This window comes from Flavobacterium sp. LS1P28 (genome assembly GCF_003970335.1).
Classification (GTDB): Bacteria; Bacteroidota; Bacteroidia; order Flavobacteriales; family Flavobacteriaceae; genus Flavobacterium.
The window spans coordinates 344,275-368,726 of the sequence record NZ_RYDI01000001.1; the positions used below are offsets into that span (position 1 = coordinate 344,275).

The 24,452-nt window shown below is 35.6% G+C and carries 21 protein-coding genes and 1 pseudogene; 15 read left to right on the forward strand and 7 right to left on the reverse strand.

Features of this window, described 5'->3' with window-relative positions:
- Positions 1-13 precede the first annotated feature (13 nt).
- Positions 14-133: pseudogene (locus tag EKL97_RS15735) on the reverse strand (NAD-dependent epimerase); the annotation flags it as partial.
- 180 nt (positions 134-313) lie between these two features.
- Here EKL97_RS15735 and EKL97_RS01485 point away from each other — a divergent pair.
- Both EKL97_RS01485 and EKL97_RS01490 read left to right on the forward strand, forming a co-directional pair.
- Positions 314-1,582 carry a hypothetical protein gene (locus EKL97_RS01485; protein WP_126567868.1) on the forward strand — a complete coding sequence of 423 codons (1,269 nt, stop codon included), beginning with the start codon at positions 314-316 and terminating at the stop codon, positions 1,580-1,582.
- A gap of 24 nt (positions 1,583-1,606) precedes the next feature.
- The gene (locus EKL97_RS01490; RefSeq protein ID WP_126552939.1) at positions 1,607-2,395 is read left to right on the forward strand and encodes a hypothetical protein; all 789 of its coding nucleotides are present in this window, start codon (positions 1,607-1,609) and stop codon (positions 2,393-2,395) included.
- 600 nt (positions 2,396-2,995) lie between these two features.
- Here the strand turns inward: EKL97_RS01490 and EKL97_RS01495 are convergent.
- Positions 2,996-3,934, reverse strand: coding sequence for an L-threonine 3-dehydrogenase (locus EKL97_RS01495; RefSeq protein WP_126457859.1), 939 nt, complete (start codon positions 3,932-3,934; stop codon positions 2,996-2,998).
- Between the two features lie 312 nt (positions 3,935-4,246).
- Here EKL97_RS01495 and EKL97_RS01500 point away from each other — a divergent pair, with 312 nt between their 5' ends.
- Together EKL97_RS01500 and mfd are read left to right on the forward strand one after the other, a co-directional pair.
- Complete coding sequence (locus EKL97_RS01500; RefSeq protein ID WP_126515243.1) at positions 4,247-4,852, forward strand: hypothetical protein; 606 nt, start codon at positions 4,247-4,249, stop codon at positions 4,850-4,852.
- Positions 4,845-8,213 (forward strand): transcription-repair coupling factor, encoded by a 3,369-nt coding sequence (gene mfd / locus EKL97_RS01505; protein WP_126567870.1) that lies wholly within the window; start codon positions 4,845-4,847, stop codon positions 8,211-8,213. The genes EKL97_RS01500 and mfd overlap by 8 nt, the downstream gene beginning before the upstream one ends.
- Positions 8,214-8,269: 56 nt before the next feature.
- On the opposite strand, the gene EKL97_RS01510 is transcribed toward mfd, so the two are convergent.
- The 3 genes from EKL97_RS01510 to EKL97_RS01520 form a co-directional block, all read right to left on the reverse strand.
- Positions 8,270-8,926 carry an aspartate kinase gene (locus EKL97_RS01510; RefSeq protein WP_126451909.1) on the reverse strand — a complete coding sequence of 219 codons (657 nt, stop codon included), beginning with the start codon at positions 8,924-8,926 and terminating at the stop codon, positions 8,270-8,272.
- Positions 8,927-9,034: 108 nt separating this feature from the next.
- Positions 9,035-9,394: a YraN family protein gene (locus EKL97_RS01515; RefSeq protein WP_126451910.1), complete on the reverse strand. Its 360-nt coding sequence runs from the start codon at positions 9,392-9,394 to the stop codon at positions 9,035-9,037.
- A gap of 164 nt (positions 9,395-9,558) precedes the next feature.
- A complete protein-coding gene (locus EKL97_RS01520) occupies positions 9,559-10,560 on the reverse strand; it encodes an LD-carboxypeptidase (RefSeq protein ID WP_126567872.1) in 1,002 nt (333 codons plus the stop codon).
- 162 nt (positions 10,561-10,722) lie between these two features.
- Here EKL97_RS01520 and EKL97_RS01525 point away from each other — a divergent pair, with 162 nt between their 5' ends.
- The 4 genes from EKL97_RS01525 (at position 10,723) to EKL97_RS01535 (ending at position 13,731) form a co-directional block, all read left to right on the forward strand.
- Positions 10,723-11,835, forward strand: a complete 1,113-nt coding sequence (locus tag EKL97_RS01525) for an endonuclease/exonuclease/phosphatase family protein (protein WP_126567873.1) — start codon at positions 10,723-10,725, stop codon at positions 11,833-11,835.
- An 89-nt stretch (positions 11,836-11,924) separates the two neighbouring features.
- Entirely contained in the window at positions 11,925-12,464 is a 540-nt protein-coding gene (locus tag EKL97_RS01530; protein WP_126567875.1) for a 3-hydroxyanthranilate 3,4-dioxygenase, read from the forward strand.
- A gap of 452 nt (positions 12,465-12,916) precedes the next feature.
- Positions 12,917-13,087: a hypothetical protein gene (locus tag EKL97_RS15645; RefSeq protein WP_197037238.1), complete on the forward strand. Its 171-nt coding sequence runs from the start codon at positions 12,917-12,919 to the stop codon at positions 13,085-13,087.
- A 104-nt stretch (positions 13,088-13,191) separates the two neighbouring features.
- A complete protein-coding gene (locus tag EKL97_RS01535; protein WP_126552947.1) occupies positions 13,192-13,731 on the forward strand; it encodes a DUF4375 domain-containing protein in 540 nt (179 codons plus the stop codon).
- Between the two features lie 122 nt (positions 13,732-13,853).
- Here the strand turns inward: EKL97_RS01535 and EKL97_RS01540 are convergent, their stop codons facing one another.
- A complete protein-coding gene (locus EKL97_RS01540; RefSeq protein WP_126567876.1) occupies positions 13,854-15,461 on the reverse strand; it encodes a DUF1501 domain-containing protein in 1,608 nt (535 codons plus the stop codon).
- Between the two features lie 12 nt (positions 15,462-15,473).
- Complete coding sequence (locus EKL97_RS01545) at positions 15,474-17,294, reverse strand: DUF1800 family protein (RefSeq protein WP_126567878.1); 1,821 nt, start codon at positions 17,292-17,294, stop codon at positions 15,474-15,476.
- A gap of 353 nt (positions 17,295-17,647) precedes the next feature.
- Between EKL97_RS01545 and serS the strand changes: the two genes are divergently transcribed.
- The 7 genes from serS to mgtE all read left to right on the forward strand — a co-directional run bounded on the left by serS (position 17,648) and on the right by mgtE (position 24,410).
- Positions 17,648-18,919 (forward strand): serine--tRNA ligase, encoded by a 1,272-nt coding sequence (serS, locus tag EKL97_RS01550; RefSeq protein WP_126451915.1) that lies wholly within the window; start codon positions 17,648-17,650, stop codon positions 18,917-18,919.
- Positions 18,920-18,948: 29 nt separating this feature from the next.
- Positions 18,949-19,530 (forward strand): TIGR00730 family Rossman fold protein, encoded by a 582-nt coding sequence (locus tag EKL97_RS01555; protein WP_126451916.1) that lies wholly within the window; start codon positions 18,949-18,951, stop codon positions 19,528-19,530.
- Between the two features lie 53 nt (positions 19,531-19,583).
- Positions 19,584-21,362 (forward strand): tetratricopeptide repeat protein, encoded by a 1,779-nt coding sequence (locus EKL97_RS01560; protein WP_126567879.1) that lies wholly within the window; start codon positions 19,584-19,586, stop codon positions 21,360-21,362.
- Positions 21,363-21,431: 69 nt separating this feature from the next.
- Positions 21,432-21,743 carry a DUF4286 family protein gene (locus EKL97_RS01565; protein WP_126451918.1) on the forward strand — a complete coding sequence of 104 codons (312 nt, stop codon included), beginning with the start codon at positions 21,432-21,434 and terminating at the stop codon, positions 21,741-21,743.
- 138 nt (positions 21,744-21,881) lie between these two features.
- Positions 21,882-22,172: a hypothetical protein gene (locus EKL97_RS01570; RefSeq protein WP_126567941.1), complete on the forward strand. Its 291-nt coding sequence runs from the start codon at positions 21,882-21,884 to the stop codon at positions 22,170-22,172.
- Between the two features lie 116 nt (positions 22,173-22,288).
- A complete protein-coding gene (gene rsmA / locus EKL97_RS01575) occupies positions 22,289-23,068 on the forward strand; it encodes a 16S rRNA (adenine(1518)-N(6)/adenine(1519)-N(6))-dimethyltransferase RsmA (RefSeq protein WP_126457893.1) in 780 nt (259 codons plus the stop codon).
- Positions 23,058-24,410: a magnesium transporter gene (gene mgtE / locus EKL97_RS01580; RefSeq protein WP_126552959.1), complete on the forward strand. Its 1,353-nt coding sequence runs from the start codon at positions 23,058-23,060 to the stop codon at positions 24,408-24,410. Before rsmA ends, mgtE begins: the two co-directional genes overlap by 11 nt.
- Positions 24,411-24,452 lie beyond the last annotated feature (42 nt).

Sequence of the window (24,452 nt, forward strand, 5' to 3'; positions counted from 1 at the left end):
AAACCTAAATAAATTATTTCAAATGCTCCAGCATATCTTTAGTCATGCTTTCAAGATTAAACTCATGTTTCCATCCCCAGTCTTTTCTGGCCTCAGCATCATCAATACTTGCTGGCCAGCTGTCGGCTATTTTTATTTTTTAAAATATCCCTAAAAGTGGGTATTGTAGCTTGTAAATTATACCCTATTTTTATGAAATATAAACGAACCAATTATTTTATGAAAACAAACAAACAAACAAACAAACGAAATAAAGCAAAAAGGCCTTGTGCTTTTTATGAGTTTTTCGCTGTGTTTTATGCAGTCTTGTAGTATGGAAGATCTTGTAATTGAACAACAATTGACTATTGAAACCGTATCCAAAAACGAGGCAGTTTCTTTCGTTAAAAATCGCTATGATGAACAAAGAACAACAGCTAAAAGTAGTGGTTTACAAAATGATTTTGACTTTGATAAAATTACCCAAGAAAAACTAACCAATACCACTGAGTTATTGACAGTCATTCCTATAAAAACAAAAATACAAAATCAACGTCGCCGCGCTCTTTTTTTACGGGTAGGATCGCAAATTGAATCGATGATTTATCATGAGTTTGCAGAAAGTTCATTTACCAACGATACTTTTAGTGGTATTGTACTTATGACGCGATTAAATGGGGACTTTATTAGAGCATATCGTTTAAAAAACAATAAGTATGTAGTTGATTTGGTACCAAATAAAAAAAATCAATCAGGACAAAAAGGAACCCAAAATACGAGTAGGACTATTGATGGTGGCGACTTACACGAAGTAATAGTAATCAATAGCTATAAAGACCCTAGTGCTTTTGTTTCATTAAACGAGATGGGCAAAGAAGTACCCATAACTATTAGTTGGAACTCTTTGGGCAGTGGTGGTGATCCAAACCCAAGCGACAATGAAGAATTAGAGTTTAAAATTAATTCTGATGAGTTAAACGGAAAAGCCAAATGTATAAATGATCTTTTAAACAAAAACGGAGATTCTTTTGTGAAAAATTTAGTATCTAATTTTCAAGGAGAATCAGAATTTGATATTAAAATTGTTTCTAAAGATAATGTGTTTTCTACAGAAACTGGTTTAGAAGTTAACGGGAAAACTTTACCTCCAAACAATAACGTAATAGTAATTGAAATTAGTACTTCTAAAACAAATGATAATGCGGCTCTAGAGGGTGCAAGAACCATTTTACATGAATACATACATGCAGATATTTTTAGAAAGCTAAATACGATATACGATGCAAGCGGAACTTTGGATTTTAAAAAAACGTATGAAGCATACGGGAATCAACACGGGACTATAGCAGAACTATACCTTAACAGCATGAAAGAAGCTTTAAAAGAGTTTCATCAAAATGTACTTACCGATGATTATAATAAATATACTAATTATTATGGAGAAACGCCAACAGATGCTTTTTATGAGGCTATGGCTTGGGGCGGTCTAAGAGAAAATTCTGTTAAAGCTTGGACAGATTTACCCGCAGAGAAAAGAGTTGCAATAGAGGCACTCGCTGACAGAGTCCCTCGTTTAAGCAAAATAGTTCTTTGCCCTAATTAGTATATTATAAAAACTATTTGATTTATGAAAACATATATTTTATTTATGCTAACTTTCTTTTCTATTGCTGTCCTAAAGGCACAAGAAAGAAAAAAAGATACGCTTTTTTTTAATATAGATAAATATTACACAATATCTCCTACAATAATTCCAAATCTTTCGAAACAAACTTATCTTGAAAGGATGATAATTGAAAAACAGCAAATGAATCATACAAAAACAAATGGCTATATATTCTTTGTTGGTAATGGTTTTTTAACAAAAGGACTAAAGCCAAAAAAAATCCTATATATAAAAAACTACATTGAAAACAGAAAATTCTATTTTGATGGAAAATATAACCGAATAATAGACAAATGGAAACTAAAAGATTCATTGACCGATAAATACATAATATACTTTGTCAATGGCAATGAATTTATTCAGCCTAGATATTTAGAGTATCATTCTTACTATCCAATTGGTAAAGGAGAAAATGCCATTACCAATAAAATAAAAGATACACTTTTTTTTAAGTTGGATAATGATTATGTTTATGAATCAAAGATTACTCCTGGGAGTTATTTAATTGAAGATAGTAAAGGGAGTGAAATCATTTTCTTCGAGAAAATGAAAACCATATTTGGTCTAAAGCCAAAAAAAATACTGCATCTTAAAGAATTTGTAAGACACTCAAATTTTTTTGATGAAAATAAATTTGTTAAATTAGATTATTTTGGACTCAGTCAATATCTTAATAATTATGAAGTATTTTTGATTAAAAATAATAGTGAATATCTTCATGTAAATACAACTACTGTGATTTATGATTGATATGCTTCGATAAGGTACGTTTATACAGATAACAGGAACAAAGAATAAGAGAAAAATTAGAATTTGAGGTTAAATAATAATTACAATCCTATCAGGGTTTCGAACCTTGTGTTTCAACGTAGACAATGTGTATTTATACTCTTAAAAATACGATAAAACTACTTTTTTAATTAAAGATGGGGGAAACGAAGGTTTGGGAGTGTTATATTTTCAAAGAATAGATAATGAAAAGCCTGTCAATCATCCAATTGTTTTAGATTTCGAGAAGTATATTCGTCAATCAATTTTTTTTAATATAAAGGATAAAACTTTAGATAAACGGTATCTTGGGTCATTTTTGAGTAATTATGTATTGTTCTTTGTTAATAAAAAAGAGAATGATTGTGATTACATTCAAGTGCAACCAATGTACGTTATTGAATAGGAATACAACAACATTAACTAATTCTAATTCAATTAAGCTAATCTTTTACAATTAGCGACATTCAATCGGAAAGCGAGCACAAGAAGCTGCAAGTGCTACTTGCAAAAAATAAAAAATGAATATAAAAAATGCCGCAAAACATCCATTTTTCGGCATTTTTTATATTGTTAAATGATTTACTTCAAATGCTCCAACATATCGGCAGTCATCGTTTCTAAATTAAACTCATGTTTCCATCCCCAGTCCTTTCTAGCCTCAGCGTCATCAATACTCGCCGGCCAGCTGTCGGCTATTTTTTGACGGAAGTCTGGCTCATAAGTGATGGTAAATTCAGGAATGTGTTTCTGGATTTCGGCAGCAATCTGCGTTGGTGTAAAGCTCATTGCCGCCAAATTATATGAAGAATGAATTTTTATTTGTTCTACCGGAGCTTGCATAATTTGGATGGTCGCAGCAATGGCATCGTCCATGTACATCATCGGCATTTTTGTTTCGGAAGATAAAAAACATTCGTATGTTTTATCCGAAATCGCCTTGTGAAAAATATCTACCGCATAATCCGTTGTTCCGCCACCAGGAGGCGATGACCAGCTAATTAAACCAGGATAACGAATGCTTCTTACATCTACACCAAAAATATTATGGTAGTATTCGCACCATCTTTCGCCTGCTTGTTTACTGATTCCGTACACCGTTGAAGGTTCCATGATTGTGTATTGCGGCGTATTTTCTCTGGGTGTTGTTGGACCAAAAACGGCAATACTCGAAGGCCAGAATATTTTTTTTATTTTTCCGGCTTTCGCCAAATTCAAAACGTGAAATAACGAATTCATATTCAAATCCCAAGCAAAAGCTGGGTTTTTTTCTGCTGTAGCTGATAAAAGTGCTGCCATCAAATAGACCTCGTCAATCTGATGCAATTCCACCAGATGTTCAATTTGATTGAAATCCAAGGCATTTACCACTTCAAATGGACCGGAATTGACAACGTCAATATTTAACTTTCGAATATCCGAAGCAATTACATTTTCTGTTCCGTATATTTTTCGTAATTTTTGGGTAAGTTCCGTTCCTATCTGCCCGCAAGCGCCAATAATTAATATTTTAGTACTCATTTTTGTCTGTTTTAAAAAACAAAGATAACGTTTTCGTAAATAACATAATTTTGATAAAAAATACTGTTAAATTCTTAAAGTTGTAATTAAAAACAAGCTATGTTTCTTAATTTTATAGGTTTTAAATACAAAAACTGCTTTAGGGATATTAGATAGTTATTCCGATGCCGTAATTCGTAATTGTAAATTTACTTTGTAACTTTGCACCTAAATTAATGGCGATTTTTAAACGAGCATAATGGGTTTTCGTTTGCAAAAGTAAGAGCGTATAGCGATTGCATTCAGCCAGTACAAAACAACAAATAGCCACACATGAAATATAAAACAGCAATCTTCTTTGCTCTTGCTTTGCTCTTGTTTTCCTGTCAGGATAATAATCAAAAACGCCTTTCCGAAAATAAAAAAGAGATGCAGCGAAGAGAAATTATTTTTAAAAACATAGAGAAGGGTTGGGTTTTTTATGATACTCCAGTTACGGAGGCTTCTGAAAAAAGTTTGGCTACTTGGAATGCCTGGCGTATTTTTTTGGCTGAATTAGCGCTGAAACCCAGAAAATCAATTAAAGCGTTCCAACAAAAATCAAAAGCACTTTCTAAAAAAGTAATGGATTTAAACGAAAATATCCCTTATGAATACAGTAAACCTCAAATAAAAAGCAGAATTTCGACCTTAATTACTAAGGTACGATTGTTGGATTTATTTATTAATTTAGATGCTATTCCAGATAAAAAAGTAACGCAGCTAGTGTCAGAAATCAATTTAGAATTGGTTTCGCTTCAAAGACAGATGGACAAAATCACCGAGAAAAGTAAGATTCCCATCGAGGAAGGGGAATCTGAGTTAATGAAAATGATGGATACTACAAGAGCCATTCCCAATACACCGATAATCGACCCAAATATTCCACGCGTTGAGTAAAACAGCCTTATACAATACCTACGATAATTCGCCAAAAACCCAGCAAATCGTTGCTCGTTTATTAGAAAACAAGCAAATCAAAATACAGCTGTCGGGACTTTTGGGCTCTGCACTTTCATTTGTAATTCGATCCGTTTTTAAGAAAGCCGAACTTCCTCTTCTAATTGTTCTAAACAATAAAGAAGAAGCAGCGTATTACTTGAACGATCTGGAACAAATGATTGGCGAACAAGATGTACTCTTTTATCCCGGTTCATTCCGTCGTCCATACGAGATTGAAGATACGGATAATGCGAATGTTTTGCTTCGCGCCGAAGTCCTCAACCGGATCAATTCCCGCAAGAAACCAGCCGTTATTGTCACCTATCCCGAAGCCTTATTCGAGAAAGTGGTCACCCGGAAAGAATTAGATAAAAACACGTTGAAGGTTGCTGTTGGTGACAAAATTTCTATCGATTTTATCAATGAAGTATTGTTCGAATACGAGTTCAAAAGAGTCGATTTTATTACGGAACCCGGAGAATTTTCGGTTCGTGGCGGCATTGTCGACGTCTTTTCGTTTTCGAATGATAATCCGTACCGAATTGAGTTTTTTGGAGATGAAGTGGAGAGCATTCGTACCTTTGATGTTGCGACCCAATTGTCAATGGTACAACAGAAGAAAATTACGATAATCCCTAATGTGGAAAACAAAGTTTTTCAGGAAAACAGAGAAAGTTTCTTGGATTATATTTCAGAGAAAACGGTGATTTTCATCCAGAATACTGAAGATTTTTTATCACAATTAGACAAACAATTTGGCAAAGCCGAAGAAGCTTTCGCAAAATTATCGCAAGAAATAAAGCGGTCATCTCCGGAGCAATTGTTCTTGAATCAAGCCGAATTTATAAAACGAGCCTTGGATTTCTCGATTGTAGAATTGAGTTCAAAACCTATTTTTAGAACCACCAAAAAATTCGAATTTCACATTCAACCACAGCCGTCGTTCAACAAACAATTTGATTTGTTGTTGAATAATCTGAATGAAAATCATTTTAATGGCTATAAAAATCATTTGTTTTGTTCCAATGACGCCCAAGCCAAACGATTTCATGATATTTTCAAAACTTTGGATGAAGCCAATTCTGAGAATATCCGCAAGCAGTATCACACGGTTGTTTTGCCTTTGTACCAAGGATTTATTGATGAGGAAAACCAAATTACCTGTTACACGGACCATCAGATTTTTGAACGCTATCATAAATTCAACATCAAAAATGGGTACTCGAAAAAACAGAATATCACTTTAAAAGAGCTTACGACACTTTCTGTTGGGGATTATGTGACGCATATCGATCACGGAATTGGACGTTTTGGAGGTTTGCAAAAAATACAAGTCGAAGGCAAAACGCAAGAAGCCATCAAGCTTGTGTATGCCGATAATGATATTGTGTATGTGAGTATTCATTCGCTGCACAAAATTTCAAAATACAACGGAAAAGACGGAACGCCACCCAAAATTTACAAATTGGGTTCGAATGCCTGGAAGATTTTAAAACAAAAAACCAAGGCGCGTGTTAAACATATTGCTTTCAATTTGATTCAGTTGTATGCAAAAAGAAGACTCGAAAAAGGATTTCAGTTTGCGCCCGACAGTTATTTACAAAATGAACTGGAAAGTTCGTTTATTTATGAAGATACGCCGGACCAAACTAAATCAACGGCAGAAGTAAAAGCGGATATGGAAAGTGACCGTCCAATGGATCGCTTGGTTTGTGGTGATGTAGGTTTTGGTAAAACAGAAGTCGCTATTCGAGCGGCTTTCAAAGCTGTGGATAATAGCAAACAAGTGGCGATATTAGTGCCTACAACTATTTTGGCATACCAGCATTACCGTACTTTTACGGAACGATTGAAAGATATGCCAGTTTCCGTTGGCTATTTAAACCGTTTTAGAACTGCCAAACAAAAAGCAGAAACCTTAAAATTACTAGCCGAAGGGAAACTCGATATTGTGATAGGAACACACCAACTGGTCAACAAAAATGTAGTTTTTAAAGACCTTGGATTGTTGATTGTGGATGAGGAACAAAAATTCGGAGTTAATGTAAAAGACAAACTGAAAACCATAGCTGCCAATGTTGATACACTGACATTGACCGCAACTCCAATACCACGAACATTACAATTTTCGTTGATGGCAGCGCGTGATTTATCCGTAATTACAACTCCACCGCCCAATCGTTATCCTATTGAAACCAATGTAGTCGGTTTTAGCGAAGAGTTGATTCGGGATGCGATTTCGTATGAAATTCAGCGTAACGGACAGGTGTTTTTCATCAATAACAGAATAGAAAACATCAAAGAAGTGGCCGGAATGATCCAGCGTTTGGTACCCAATGCCAAAGTTGGAATTGGTCACGGCCAAATGGAAGGACGAAAACTGGAGGAATTAATGTTGGCTTTTATGAACGGAGAATTTGATGTTTTGGTGGCCACGACCATCATCGAAAGCGGTTTGGATGTTCCTAATGCGAACACGATTTTCATCAATAATGCGAATAATTTTGGATTGTCTGATTTACATCAAATGCGCGGTCGTGTAGGACGTAGCAACAAGAAAGCGTTTTGTTATTTTATTTGCCCGCCGTATTCCGCAATGACAGACGATGCTAGAAAACGAATTCAGGCTTTGGAACAATTTAGTGAATTGGGAAGTGGATTTAATATTGCGATGAAAGATCTTGAGATTCGTGGTGCCGGAGATTTATTGGGCGGTGAACAAAGCGGTTTTATCAACGAAATTGGTTTTGATACGTACCAAAAAATTATGAATGAAGCCCTTGATGAATTGAAAGAAAATGAATTCAAGGATTTGTATCCGGAGGAAAATAATTTGGAAACCAAAGAATATGTCAAGGACCTTCAAATCGACACTGATTTTGAGTTATTATTTTCGGATGAATACATCAATAATGTATCGGAACGATTGAGTTTGTACAGTGAATTAGGCGCTGTAAAAAACGAAGAAGAACTCATTATTTTTCAGAATAAATTGATTGATCGTTTTGGCCCAATGCCGCCACGTGCCAAAGCGTTAATGAATAGTATACGTATCAAATGGATTGCAACCCGCATTGGAATCGAAAAATTAGTAATGAAACAAGGCAAGATGATTGGGTATTTCATTTCGGATCAACAATCCGATTATTACCAATCGAAACGTTTTAATCAAGTCCTACTGTTTGTGCAAAAAAACAGTTCTATTTGTAAAATGAAAGAAAAACAAACGCCGGCTGGTTTGCGATTACTGTTGACTTTTGACAATGTAAAGAACACCAGGAGAGCTTTGGAATTGATGGAGCTATTGGGTGGGGAATAAATAACAAAGCTTCCAGTCTTTTGAAGGCTGGAAGCTTTGTTGATTAACCGAATTTTCTAATTCTTCAAATCCTTAATTACTTTGAAAGCCACATCTACTTGTTCTTCACTTACTAAAATTGTGAATTCATTAGAAGTCGAAATTACTTCGTTTATGATGATTCCTTCCCAAGCCAAACGCTGGAAAATAAAATAGTAAATCCCAGGAACAACGATGTTTTCTTTCGGTAATTTCACGGTAATCGAAGCCAGATTATCCAGTTTTTGAATTAATTTCTCAGAAGCAAAATGCTTGTCAACCAAATTGTTGATGCTGTTGCTGACCACAATATTTGTTTCATTCACACCTCTGGACGAAGTGTAAAAAATATCCGGCAGCGTATTAATATCGGTAATTAAATCTGCTTGTTTATTTAAAACAGTGTCAGAAGCAGCAAATGTATAATCCGTCAAAGCAGAACGAACGGTAATTTCCCCAATATTTTTAATTACTTTATTGATCTTGTGATTCAGTCTGAAATCCAGTTCTTCAGTGAGTCTTTTTAAAGCCATAACCACTGCGCCTTGTTTTACTTCCTTTCCAAATTCACTTTCTAATTCAGTCATTATATTCCGGGATAATGAGGTCAGATTAATGATCCCTAATGATAACGCATTCAACAAAAATGGCTTTGTTTTGATGTAGTTCTCTACAATGGAAGAAACAGTTTTCATAATTTAATTTTTTTAGTGGTTGTAAATATACGCGTAGTCAGTGTGTACATATAACGCAAATGTAAATAAAAAAACAATTTGTTACAAATATAACATTAAAAAAACGAATTAAAAATGATAAAACGCATCGATAAGATGCTCAATGACATAAGATTTGCCTTCTTTATGTATTGCAATAATGTCAAAACGGACATCTATATCTAAATTTCTTTTGTTGACAAAGGCATGAACGGCCTTTACAAGGAGCTGGATTTTTTTTGGTTTTACAAAATCTTGTGGTAAGCCAAATTCTAATGAGGAACGCGTTTTGACTTCAACAACAGCAAGTGTGTTTCCTTTTTGGGCGAGAATATCTATTTCGGCTTTTTGGAAGGTCCAATTGGTTTGCAAAATCGTGTAGCCGTCTTTCCGTAGAAATTCGACTGCCATTTCTTCTCCTAGTTTTCCAAGTTCATTATGTGCAGCCATAAAAAAGTTTTCAGTTAATAAACCTGTGAAATTAATTCCTACAATTCAGAATGGTAATTTATAACCAAAAACCCAAAATGATATGTAATATTACAAACAATTATCCTGAGTCTATTTCTGTTTAGCCTCTCCCTCATTCGGAGGGAGCCGGAGGGAGGATTTCTTTATTCAAAAACTAGTGTGCTGCTTTTTTCGCTGACATTGATCGTTACAGTATTGCCTAAAATTAAGGCTCTGTTATCTTGTATGTGTCCCGCCGGGAAATTATACAAAATAGGAATAGAGTATTTTTTGGTTACATCCTCGATAATTTCGATGGCATTTTTCCCCCACGGAATATCATTATCCTTCATCTTTGTCATCGAACCTACCACAATTCCCTTGACGCTTTCCAGGCAACCATTTCGTTTTAAATTCATCATCATACGGTCAATGTGATACAAATATTCGTCTAAATCTTCTAGAAACAAGATTTTATCGGAACAATCAATCGCGGAGGGTGAACCCAACAAACTGTATAGAATGGATAAATTTCCACCCACTAATTCTCCGGTAGCTTTCCCGGGTCTATTCATTACAAAAGGCGTTATATTGTAGGATAGTTTTTCACCAAATAAAGCAGTCCGCATAGTTTTTATAGCTTCAGGAGTGGCTCTTGGAGCGGTTATCGGCATGATTCCGTGAATGGATTTGAAACCCATAGTGTTCAAATGATTGTGTAAAACAGTCACATCACTAAAGCCAATAATCCATTTCGGATTTTTTCTGAACGCAGTAAAATCTAACAAATCAATCATACGCACGGTTCCGTATCCGCCTTTTACGCACCAAATGGCTTTGATGTTTGGATTGTCCAGTTGCTGCTGAAAATCAGTTGCTCGCTGTTCGTCAGTCCCAGCTAATTGGTTGTTGTCTAAACCTATTGTGCTGCCTATGACCACTTCCAGGCCCCAGCTGCGCAGCAAATCAATAGCGGGTTTCAAGTTATCATCTGTGTTTTTTCGGGCTGTTGCCAAAATAGCTACGGTATCTCCTTTTTGTAAACTAGGGGGTGTAATCATATTGTATTGGGCTTGACTGTTGAAAGATTGTAACACAAAAATAAGCAATAGCAATTGATATAAAATAGAATAACGGGATGTAAAAGTAAATTGATTTTGATTCATGCGGTATTGCTTTTCTGAGAAATTCTAATGATAAAGGCGTTAAATGACAAAAACAAAGATAGACATTTAGAAAATAATTCTAAGTTCACACTCAAATGACTATTTTTACAATAACCAGATTCTAAAAGGGATCTCAGCAACAGCGGTAAATAAATGATATTTATGAGAATTACGTACTGGATTCCTATTCTTTTTTTATTCTTTCCAATTGCAAAAAATACTGCGCAACCAAAAAAATATGTTATTCATACCGTTGCGTTTTATAATTTTGAAAATCTTTTTGACACCATAAACGATCCGGATACTTTTGACGAAGAGTGGACTCCAAAAGGGTTGCAACGCTGGAATTATGGGAAGTACCAAAAAAAATTGGGAAACTTAGCCCGAGTGTTAGCTGAAATTGGTTCAGCTGAAAACACGGATTCGCCCACATTTATTGGCGGTTGTGAAATAGAAAACAGAGGCGTTTTAGAAGATTTAGTAAAACAGCCCAAACTTATTGATAAAGACTACGGAATCATCCATTTTGATTCACCGGACAAAAGAGGAATTGACGTGGCGCTGTTGTATCAAAAAAAGAAATTTCAGCCCACGAGTTATAGTAACATTCCGTTGTACATTTATAAAGAAGGAACCACCACAAACGAAAATTCTAAAGCCAATTCCGAAGAAAAAACAGATGACGAATTGCAAATAAGCACCAAAAATTATCGGGTTTACACACGAGATCAGCTATTGGTAACCGGATTTCTGGACGGAGAGGAAATCAATATTATAGTCAATCACTGGCCGTCGCGTTCTGGCGGCGAGAAAAAATCAAGTCCGTTCCGGGAAGCCGCTGGAGCATTAAACCGAAAAATAATCGATTCTTTGCAACGCATAAATCCAGAAGCAAAAGTGATTACTTTAGGTGATTTGAATGACGGACCATATAATAAAAGTGTCAAATTTGGGCTTGGCGCCAAAGCAAAAAAAGCAGACGTGCTACCGTTTGGGATTTATAATCCCTTCGAGGAAATGGCCAAGAAAGGATTTGGAACTATCGCATTTCGTGATGCATGGGATGTTTTTGACCAAATAATGGTTTCCGAAACCTTACTGCAATCAGACTATTCTAGCTTTCGGTATTGGAAAGCCGGAATTTACAACAAATCTTTTTTGATACAAACCAGCGGACAATACAAAGGCTATCCGTTGCGGCATTCCCCCACCGAAATAGGATTTAGCGACCATTTTCCCGTGTATATTTATTTGATTAAGGAAAAACGGAACTAAAGTACTTGTACTTTTGGAGAGAATTAGTAGGTTCTATCATTTAAAATCTTAGTACCTTAGTACCTTAAAAACTTTGACCTTCAGAAAAAATGGCAATTGCAAAACCTTTCAACCTCAATAAATGGATTGACGAAAACCGTCATCTGCTGAAACCACCCGTTGGTAATAAAAATTTATACACGGAATCCGGTGATTATATCGTCATGGTTGTTGCCGGCCCAAACGCCAGAAAAGACTACCATTACAACGAAACTGAAGAATTGTTTTACCAGCTTGAAGGCTACATCAAAGTGATTATTCAAGAAGATGGGGAACGCAAAGAAATGGAATTACATGCGGGTGATATGTATCTTCATCCTGCTAAAATCCCCCATTCTCCAGTGCGTTCCGAGGGTTCTATAGGACTTGTCATCGAAAGAAAAAGAGCTGGAAAAGGATTCACGGACGGATTACTTTGGTTTTGTGATACTTGTAATCATAAGCTGCACGAAGTCTACTTTGAACTTCATAATATCGAGAAAGATTTCCTGCCTCATTTTGAACAGTTCTATACTTCTACAAAGATGCGAACTTGTGAAAAATGTGGAACCATAATGGAAACCGACACCAGATTTGTAGCCAAAAAATAATTTTAAGTCGCTGCTTAGCGTCAGTTCGCTTCCTTCATGTCCCAATATTTCTGAAAATATTTTGTTTTTAGCAGCAAAAAACAAAATATTTTTTAGGATAAGAACAGCTCGCGACTTGTCTGTACTACGGAGAAATTGTTTGTATTTTTTGGAGCTATTTCCCGCTATTCGTTGCAATCCACGCCCAAAAGCGTGGGATTTCCACTGCTATCGGGGCTAGGGGATTTGGTATTTTCAGTCACAGCAGAGCCAAAAGCATAAATATTTTTAACATTATGACTTTTGCATAATGTTAAAAATTCCGCTAATCTCATTTGTATAGACTCTTTCATTTTCATAAAGTTAAGATAGTTTATTTTTTTAAAAGATATTTTCTGTTTTATAGATAACAAATCCAGAAAGAGTGGTCTCTTTTATATCTTTGTAACGGTAATTAACAAAGTTTCTACATTATGGCAAAAGGACCCGAAAAAAACACCAAAAATAAGGCGTTGCATACCAAATTGCTCAATCGGAAAAAGACCAAACTTCAAGAAGAAAAAAAAGAAAAAGCGATGCGTTTGAAAGCGTTGGTTACCAAAATGAATCAGAAAAAGCGTAGTGACGAATCTGATGTCATTTAAATGGTTGCGCTAATCAATCGGTGCTAATCTGTGGCTAAAAAAAAACATTTCGATTCTTCACTATTTTGCCCGAAATTTGCAGCACATATTCAAATACAAAACCTATGGAATTCGGTAGAATAATTATTTCAGAAACAGCAATGAACAGTGGAAATCTCCAAGATGTAATTCACTCTAATATATCGGTAATCAACTTAATGCGTGAGGAAGGCGTGAACGATGATTTGATTCACGAAGATGCCATAATGAGTTATTATTTAGATTATTATACCTCACAATATACCGAAGGAAATTTTGCTCAATTTGTTCACAATTCGGGTTGGGATAAAGAACTAAACGAATTGATCGAAGAAGGTTTGGCTTTGATTGGTACTGAAAAGCACTTGGAATTGTTTCAACAACAATCCAAAAAAGTGAAATTAATGAGCAGTGTCAAGCTGAATAAATTCCTGAAAGGAAAACTCGAAGGCGTAAATCCTACTCGAGATTTGCTTAACAACGACACTTTTTTCGAAATTGAAGAAAACTTGATTACGTTGAATGCTACTTTCTTAAAAACACACCCAGATTTTGAAGTTCTTTCTGTAGATGATATGTTTGCAACCTTAGAAGAATTTGTGGGACATGAGATTAAAAGGGAGTAGTTATTTTACATAGAAAAAGTACAAATAAACGTGGAGAGAGTTAAAGTATAACGTAGCGAATCTCTGTGTTTTACATTTGTGTTTTTCTATGAAGTAACTTAAAGCATTCCATTCTTAATCTATCAAGACACAATCGCTTTGGTGTGAAATTTATAGTTGTTGTATTCTATTTCTAAGATGTAGATTCCAGATGCCAAGGTATTATCTGGCGAAAATGTTAAGGTATTTCCATATACTTTGAACGATTTTTGGAAGACTTTTGTTCCTTGAATCGTAAACAACTGCACATTTATGTAATCACTTAAACTGTCTTTAAAATTAATATTGATAGTATTGTTTGTAATTGGATTTGGATAAACAACAAAAAAGTGCTCATTTTCATAAGAAACGGTGTCTAAAGTTGCAGTTTTGAACAGGGCTAATTTTGTAAAAGTGCCACCCAAAACTTCCGCAGTTTGTGCTTCACTCATAGACAACCAATCTTGCATAATCGAAGAATAAATTTGTCTAAAGTCAAATTGCATCGCAATCTGGTCTGAAACGGTTGGGTTTAAAGGTATGTTTGGTGAGGTTCCCATCATTCCTGAAACTGGATTTTGAGCGGTTATAGCACTAGATCCAGTATTCAAGGCGGCTCCAAAGAAAATTACAGGCGCTCCAGATCCATGATCGGTACCAAGGCTACCGTTGCTTTTAATTCTTCGACCAAATTCGCTAAAAGTCATTCCTGTTACTAAATTTGATTTCCCCATAAGCTCTAAATCTTGTTGAAATGCATGTATTGCCTGCGATAAAATACTGAGATTTGTAGCATGAGCACCTTTGGTCTTATCAGCAGCATCCACTTGACCACTGTGTAAATCAGATGTATTAGGGTGATTGACAATGTAAATAGGAGTTTGTAATCCGCCGTTGATTAATTTAGCAACAATTTTTAATTGATCACCTAGTTTATTAGCACTGGGATATGTTGCGGTTTGTGACTGAGCAGTGTTAAAAGCAGTTTGTATTGCAGTGCGATACACATTGCTTTGGTCTTTCATTAAACGTAAAAAAGTCAACTCCGTTCCGTAATCAGAATTAGGTGCGGGATCCGTAATTTGATTAATAACGTTCAAAAGTGCATTTGGATCAGGAGCATTATAACCCATATTAATAGTAGGTCCTTGTAAAGAAAAAGGCAAAGTAGAACCTATTTGAATAGCCAATGGATCAGGCATGGCGCTATTAGGATAACCAATAGGGAAATTAGGATATATGGTATCTAGCGATCGTCCTAGCCAGCCATCATCAAGAGTTTGATTGCTATTAGAAGCTGTAAACCAAATATCAGTTGCTCTAAAATGACTGAAACTTGGATTGGGATAGGAAACCCCTTGAATAATCATTAATTTGCCATTATCATGCAAAGTTTTCATTTCAGACATTGCAGGGTGTATGCCAGTAGTGGTATTATTGGCCAGTGGCAGAACAAAATTTTGGGTCATCAATATATTCGAACGTGCGTTATTTAAATTTGTCCATTTATCTAAAGGGAAAACGGTATTTAACCCATCGTTACCGCCATTCATTTGAATGATAACCAAAATTTTTCCGCAATTTACCGCTGCGTTTGCCAAAACATCTAATGCATTACTTTCAATTGAAGCTGACGCCATTACAGGAATTCCATTCAAAGCTAAAGGGATGGAGGCTAATGCACTTGTTTTTATAAAACTTCTTCTTTTCATAACTTCAAAAGATTACATTAATTGGTATTCAGCAAGTTGAGTAAGAGTCACAAGCAAGGATTTAAGTCGAGATTTCACAATGTTTCTATTGGTTGTATTTGACGTGTCATTTAGGTAAAGTGTCCAAGCTGAGGTCCAGTAATCATTGCTTGTTTGATTGGAAAGTAGCGATTGAATTTTTATTTGCTCTTTTTGTGTACTACTAATATCAATGGGCAGTAAGTACTGTATAGATTCAGCAACTAATAAATCTGGATTAGCACAAATAGCAGGACTAAATTGTTGAATAAAACCTATTATATCTACTTCTATCCGAGTTGTGAGCAAGTTGTAAGTAAGATTGTAACCGTTGAAAATTTTATTTAAGAAATCGAATCTTTTTTGAGTGGTACTGGAATTGATCCAATATTCATGAAAAGACGGATTTTGATAAAAAGCAACCCAACCGGAAACATTTGGAATTTCCCCCATAGTTTGTTCTAAACCGCTCAAAACAGTATTGTTGAAGTAACTCCAAACTCTGTATTGCGCTTCAAAATTAGTTGCGTCTGTAACCGTATAATTCAAGTTAAAAGTCCGCAAACTACCAATGACCAGATCAAAAGGCGATTTAATGTAAACGCCTCTATTGGCCATATCATAAAAATGTTGGCTTTTGAAAAGTTGGTTTAATACCGGTGCAATTTCCCAATTGTTAGCTACAAATGTTTGTGCTAATGGTCTAATAATGTTTGACTCTATTGTGGCATCGATATCGTAATATATAAAATAGCGATATAATCGGCGGCAAATATATTCTGAAACTACTTGTGATTTTGTGAAAATCATATCAATCAAAGCATCTAACTCTGAAGCACCAGCATTGCTAATGACGGTGTTGTTAAAAAACGAGGAGAACTGCTTATTGCTTGTATCGTGAAAATTGGTATCAAAATTAGTGCTGGGTGTAGCTGTATTTAAATTTACAACTCTCCATCCTGTTAAAACTTTTGCTGCTTGTAACACATCAGCTTCAGTATACTGGCTTAATGGGTCTTTTCCTAACGTAAAAAGCTCCATAAGCTCTCGCGCAAAATTCTCGTCTGGAGATGTTTTTGTGTTGGCTTGATTATTTAAATAGTACATCATAGCGGGCTGTGTAGCCATTTTTCTGATCAGTGTTTTGTAATTTCCAAGCGGATTATCTCGAAACATTTTCATGTAGGAGTACAATATGCGACATGAATTACTGCCCGCATACGAAAATGGTGTACTGCGTACGGTGTCAAAATCTACTGGAATAAAATGATACCAAAACCAAGTCATTTTTTCCTTAATAGTCAAATTTTGATTACAAGCTAAACCAAAATTCCACTGTGATAATGAATCTATTCTTCTCGAGTTAGTGGTATTGGTTCCCGCAGGCAATGGGTCATTTGTCCAGTCAGCTCCGTAGGGCAAGTTGCTCTCATCTGGAGAATAATTATTGTATGAATTTACGGGAGGCGCAGGCGCAGTAGTGCTGATGTTCAACACGGCATTGACTGCATTTGTCATATTTAAAGCGAGTAACACATCAACATCGGCTTTTCTAAAACCATAACCAGTACGTTTTAGCAAATGCAGTACTTCTTGCTTGCCCCAACTACCGCTGTAGGGATTTAATCCACTGTTAACAGGAACTACTCTATCGGTAAAAGCCGATTTTGTAGCGCTTTTAACGCTTTGATATCTTCTGCCTGTAAATATTTTTCGGGAATATTTTTCAAATAATGGATCTTTGGTATCCTGATTAATTTTTAATTTATTTAGTATTAAATTAAATAAATTTCTACGGTTAATAGTATTACTCATAACGATTTCAAATTTGATTTGTACAATCGACTCCCTACTACTTTATTATTTTCTAATAAGTAAAAATAGCTACTCAAAATTATGTTTTTTTACAATACGTTCAACGTGCTATAAATGTTGTACTTAAATAATGTATTGTTCAAATTGCTGCAAAAATTTATAATCGGGTCATTAAAACTACACAAAAAACTTTCTCGATTATTTATTTTATTTAAATCTATAGGCGCGCAAAAAATGGCGGTGCAATTCCCCTTTTTAATTCGATTTTTGATAAAATTTTTATCTCATACTACCAAACATTTCCCTAAATTTGCTTCCATTAATATATAAGTTAGCGTTAAAAAAATCAAGCTATGTTACAAATCGCATTTATTAGAGAGAATCAGGAAAAAGTAATCACCGCTTTGGCAAAGAGAAATATCGATGCTACAAGTGTTGTTGAAGAAGTGGTACAACTGGATGAAAAACGTCGCGCTACGCAAGTGGAGCTAGACAGCATTTTATCCGAATCTAATAAATTATCCAAGGATATTGGCGAATTGATGAAAGCGGGAGAGAAATCTAAAGCCGCAATCTTAAAAGAAAAAACTGTTTTAAATAAAGAGAAAAGCAAGAAATTAGCCGAAACTGCTGATGCACTTGCCGCTGAACTTTTAGAAAAATTATATACCTTACCCAATCTTCCTGCTGATATTGTTCCTATTGGAAAAACACCGGAGGAAAACCTGAACGTTTTTGAAGAAGGGGAAATCCCAGTTTTGCATGAAGGCGCGCAACCACACTGGGAATTGGTAAAAAAATACGACATTATCGATTTTGAATTGGGAGTAAAAATCACAGGCGCAGGATTTCCGGTTTATAAAGGAAAAGGAGCAAAATTACAACGTGCTTTGATCAATTATTTTCTGGACAAAAATACCGCTGCAGGATATAACGAAGTTCAGGTGCCACACATGGTAAACGAAGCATCTGCTTATGGAACGGGACAATTGCCCGACAAAGAAGGGCAAATGTACCATGATAAAACGGATGATTTATACTTGATTCCAACTGCTGAGGTTCCAGTAACGAATTTGTTTCGGGATGTAATTTTAAACGAAAGTGAATTACCGGTTTTGACCACGGCTTACACGCCTTGTTTTCGTCGTGAAGCAGGTTCTTATGGTGCGCACGTACGTGGATTGAACCGTTTACATCAATTTGACAAAGTCGAGATTGTTCGTGTAGAGCATCCCGATAAATCGTATGAAGCCTTGGACGGAATGGTGGAGCATGTAAAAAGTATTTTGCAGGAATTGAAATTACCCTACAGAATATTGCGTCTTTGTGGCGGCGATATGGGATTCACAGCAGCGTTAACCTATGATTTCGAAGTGTTTTCTACTGCACAGGACCGTTGGTTAGAAATCAGTTCGGTTTCTAATTTTGAGACTTTTCAAGCAAATCGGTTGAAATTACGTTTTAGAGATAAAGATGGAAAAAATCAATTAGCACACACCTTAAACGGAAGTTCATTGGCTTTGCCAAGAGTTTTGGCAGCACTTTTAGAAAATTACCAAACTCCGGAAGGAATCGTAATTCCTGAGGTTTTGCGTGCTTATTGCGGATTTGATAGTATCAATTAGTTAAAACACTACTGAAAAATATTTTGTTGATGAAAAAGATTACGGTGTTCTGTGGCTCCAGTTTTGGGAATGAAAAAAATTATGAGGTTCAAGCGATAGTACTGGGACAGGTAATGGCTAAGAAGAACATTGATTTGGTTTACGGTGGCGCAAAAGTTGGTTTAATGGGTGCGGTTGCTGACGGTGTTTTGAGTGAAAACGGAAAAGTATTTGGTGTTTTACCCCGTTTTTTGATGTCTAAGGAAGTGGCTCACGATAATTTGACCGAGTTAATCATTGTGGAAAGTATGCACGAAAGAAAAACCAGAATGAATGAATTAAGCGATGGCGTAATTGCATTGCCTGGTGGATTTGGAACTTTAGAGGAGTTTTTCGAAATGCTCACGTGGGGGCAACTCGGACTTCATAAGAAACCCATTGGGATTTTAAACGTTGATGGATTTTATGATTTATTATTGCAATTCATCCAAAAAATGGTTGATAACGGTTTTTTAAAAGAAATCAATCAAAAGATGATTTTGGTTAGTGATAATGCGGAAGAATTGCTGAACAAAATGGAAAATTACACCGCACCGGAAGTTGGAAAATGGATTAAAAAAGGAAATGAATAAAGACACGAATATGTATTCCAACACCTAATCTGAATTAGAAAAACAGATAAAAAATGAAAAAAATCGTTCTCTTAATACACCTGTTTTTATCGCTATTCGCTTTCGCCCAAAACGAACAATTGGCACAGTATTATTATGATAAAGGCGATTTTGAAAAAGCCAAAATCAGTTATGAAGAATTACTGCAAGAGATTCCATTAAACTCTCAGTATTTTTTAAGAATAATCGATTGTTCACAGCAATTGCAAGAGTTTGAAAGTGCCGAAAAAGCCATTCAAAAACGACTTGACAAGTACAATCAAGGAAATCTTCTGGTAGAATTAGGATATAATTTTCAGTTGCAAAAAAATGATGATAAAGCCAAGATGTACTACGATCAGGCATTAGACCGCATCAGAAAAAATCCAAATCAAGTGTACGGAATTTCAAACACTTTTGAGCGAAAAGTGCTACTTGAATACGCGCTGAAATCCTACCAAATCGCAGTAGAATTAGAGCCTAATTTTAATTTCAATTATCAAATAGGATTGCTTTACGGTCAATTGTCTAATATAGAAATGATGATTTCCACTTTTCTGGATGAAGCGTTTGCTAATCCTCAAAACTCCATTCGAATCCAAAATCAACTGGTTCGTTTTATGGCTGATGAAGGCGATGCAAATTTCAATGAATTGTTGCGTAAAGCTTTAATTGTAAGGACGCAGAAAAATCAAGACATTTTTTGGAACCATTATCTGAGTTGGTTTTATGTGCAGGAAAAGGAATTTGGGAAAGCATTTATTCAGCAAAAAGCCATTTATAAACGCAATCCGGAATCGCTTGCTACGATTGTAAATTTAGGGCAACTGGCAATTGAAGAAGAGAATGAGGAAGCGGCAAAGGAAATTTTAGGGTTTGTATTGCAAAACACACTAGATTTAGAATTGCTGATCCAAGCGAATTCGTATTTGATTGCGATGAAAATTGAAAAAGCAACCGAAAAAGACTTTGCCGCGATCAGCAAAGAATTAGACGGTTTGATGAAACAATTTGAAATAAGTCCTTTTACCTTATCTTTGCAGCTGATTCAGGCACATTTCACGGCATTTAAGTTAAAAAAACCGGAGGAAGGAAAGGCAATAATCAAGAGAGCGCTGGAATTGCAATTGAATGATTATCAGGTGGCTGATGCCAAAATGGAACTGGCAGATATTTTGTTGTACGAAGAAAAATTCAATCAGGCGTTGATCTATTATTCGCAGATTGAATTGGACTTGAAGAATGATGTAATGGCGCATGAAGCCAGTTTGAAAGCCGCAAAAACGAGTTATTTTAAAGCTGATTTTGCTTGGGCGTTGAAACAATTTAAGGAATTGAAATCAGCCAATACACAGTTGATTGCGAATGATGCTTTGGAATATTTTCTGTTAATCAATGACAATACGGTCGTTGATTCGACACAAACGGCTTTGAAACAATTTGCCAAAGGAGATTATCTGTTGTATCAAAATAGGAATCAGGAAGCGATAACGCAGTTTCTATCGATTTTAAAAAATCATAAAGGTCAGCAAATAGAAGCCGTGACGTTGTTGCGTTTGGGAAATATTTACGAAGAAACGGGCGATTTTACTTTGGCTTTAATCCAATACCAAACGATTATGGATCAGTATAGCGATGGGATTTACATAGACGAAGCGCTGTATTTTTCGGCAGAGATATATAAAAAAGAACTGCTATTGCCTGATAAAGCGAAACCTTTGTATGAGAAGATTATTTTTAATCATCAGGATAGTATTTATTTTGTGGAAGCCAGAAAGAAATTCAGGCAATTGAGGGGAGATACTAATTTATAAGTAAATGTTTAATCGGTTAAATGTTTAACCGATTAACCGAAAAAACAATTAACCAGTTAAACAAAAAAAATGATATTATACAACGTTACTACAAACATACACGAAAGCGTGCACGATCAATGGATGATTTGGATGCAACACAAGCACATTCCAGAAATTCTGGCTACAGGAAAATTCTCTTCGGCAAGAATGGTACGGGTTTTAATTGAAGAAGAAATGGGCGGAGTTACCTATTCCGTTCAATATGTGACGGACAGCAAAGACACTTTGGAGAAATATTATCTGGAGGACGCACCTGCTTTTCGTGAAGAAGGAGCGAAGCTGTTTGGAGACAAAATGCTGGCGTTTAGAACGGAATTAGAATTGATTGCGGATTATTAAAAAAGTGTTCAGTGTTCGTCTTTTTAGTGTTCAGTTTGGGAATAATAAATCTTGAAATGGGAAATTGCGATATTAAGTTCAAATTGTAAAAGTAAATATAATTGGAGGTCGCAATTTGCGACCTCCAATTCTGAAAAGATGGGTTTGCGATATGCTCCGATGGCTTTTACAGAACACGGCGTATTAATGTTATCGAGTGTTTTGAATAGTGAAAAAGCAATTCAAACCAATATTCAGATAATGCGGATATTTACAAAAACGAGGCAAATGCTCTCTGATAATTCGGATTTACGTATTGATTTTGAAACAATGAAAAAGAAAATTGAAAATCAGGGAAAAAACATAGTACTCATTTTTCAATATGTAGATGAACTTATGGAAAAGAAAGAAATCATTCCAGAACGAGGAAAAATAGGATATAAAAAGTAGTTGCAATATTGATTTTGCGATAGTTTTCTGGATATTTAATACAATACAGTAGTGCCTTAGGGACAAAATAAACCTAACAATAAAGTGAGATTGCTTCGTGCCTCGCAAAGACAAACATGGAAAAAGTAAAAGCAAAAAAACACCTCGGACAACACTTCTTGAAAGACGAAAGTATTGCCAAAGACATTGCAGATACATTGAACTTAGAAGGGTATGATGATGTACTGGAGATAGGACCAGGAATGGGCGTTTTGACAAAATATTTGTTGGATAAACCGGTGAACACCTACGTTATTGAAATCGATGCGGAATCAGTGACGTATTTAGACGAAAATTATCCAAAATTAAAAGATAAAATTATTTCTAAAGATTTCCTAAAATACAACATTAACGAAGTTTTTGAAGGAAAGCAGTTCGCAATCATTGGGAATTTCCCGTATAACATTTCGACACAAATTGTTTTTAAAACATTGGAATATCGCCACCAAATTCCGGAATTTGCCGGAATGTTCCAGAAAGAAGTGGCGCAACGCATTTGTGAAAAAAAGGGAACAAAAGCGTATGGAATACTGTCGGTTTTGGTACAGGCTTTTTATGATGCCGAGTATTTATTTACGGTAGACGAACATGTTTTTATTCCACCGCCAAAGGTAAAATCAGGTGTTTTACGTTTGCGCAGAAAAAAAGATTACAGCTTGCCATGTGGTGAAAAATTGTTTTTTACGGTAGTGAAAACTGCTTTTCAGCAGAGACGTAAAACGTTACGAAATAGTTTAAAAACCTTAAATTTGTCGGATAGTTTGAGAGAGGATGAAATTTTCAACCTTCGACCAGAACAATTAAATGTAGCACAGTTTATAGCACTCACCCAAAAAATAGAAGCCGATGGAGTTTAAAATCAGCAAAGGATTAATTCAGGAATTAGAGCAACTCATTCAAAACAAAAACGACCAGCAACTGGAAGTATTATTGAATGATATGCACCATGCTGATATTGCTGAAATTCTCGATGAGCTTGATTTTAATGAAGCGACCTATATTTTTAAAGTATTAGACAGTGAAAAAACTGCTGAAATTCTTCTGGAACTAGAAGATGATTTGCGGGAAAATATATTAAGCAGGCTTTCGCCAAAAGAAATTGCAGAAGAGTTAGATGAGCTGGAAACCAATGATGCAGCTGATATTATAGCGGAGCTTTCACAAGATTTGAAAGCCGAAGTAATATCAGAACTTCAGGATGTAGAACATGCCAAAGATATTGTTGACTTATTGCGCTATGACGAAGATACCGCCGGTGGAATCATGCACAAGGAATTGGTAAAAGTCAATGAAAATTGGAATGTGCTTACTTGTGTCAAAGAAATGCGCATTCAGGCCGAAAATATCTCCAGAGTCCATTCGATTTATGTGGTGGATGATGAAGACCGATTGAAAGGGCGTTTATCCCTCAAGGATTTATTGACCACTTCTTCCAGAACCCCAATTAATGATGTGTACATCCGGAAATTAAACTCCGTAAAAGTAGATACAGAAGATGTTGAGGTAGCCCGAATTATGCAGAAATATGATTTAGAAGCTATTCCTGTTGTAGATGAATTAGGAAGGTTAGTGGGTCGAATCACTATTGATGACATTGTGGATGTAATCAAGGATGAAGCCGATCAGGATTACCAGTTGGCTGCAGGTATCTCGCAAGATGTTGAGGCAGATGACAGCATATTTGAACATACAAAAGCACGGTTGCCTTGGTTAGTTTTGGCTCTTTTAGGCGGTTTTATCTCCGTAAAAGTGTTGGGATTGTTTGAAGGCGCAATGCTGCAACATGGTAATTTATTCTTTTTCACGCCCCTTATTGCTGCGATGGCAGGAAATGTCGGTGTACAATCCTCGGCAATTATTGTACAGGGTTTGGCTAATAATACGTTGAGCGGATCGCTATTTAATAGATTAGTTAAGGAAGTCTCCCTAAGTTTATTAAATGGATTGATTCTGGCTACAATATTATTTTTAGGAAGTCATTTTCTATTGGATGTTGAAATGATAATTGGCGTTATTATCTGCGTAGCATTAATTTCAGTAATTATTATTGCTTCATTAATAGGGACTTTTATCCCGTTATTGCTGGATAAATTTGGTATTGATCCCGCATTGGCAACTGGTCCGTTTATTACAACCAGTAATGATATTTGTGGCATTTTGATTTATTTTTCGATAGCAAAAATGATTTTAGGGTTTTAAGATAGAAGTAAGAGAAGAGAAAAAGAATAGAGAACAAAGAGA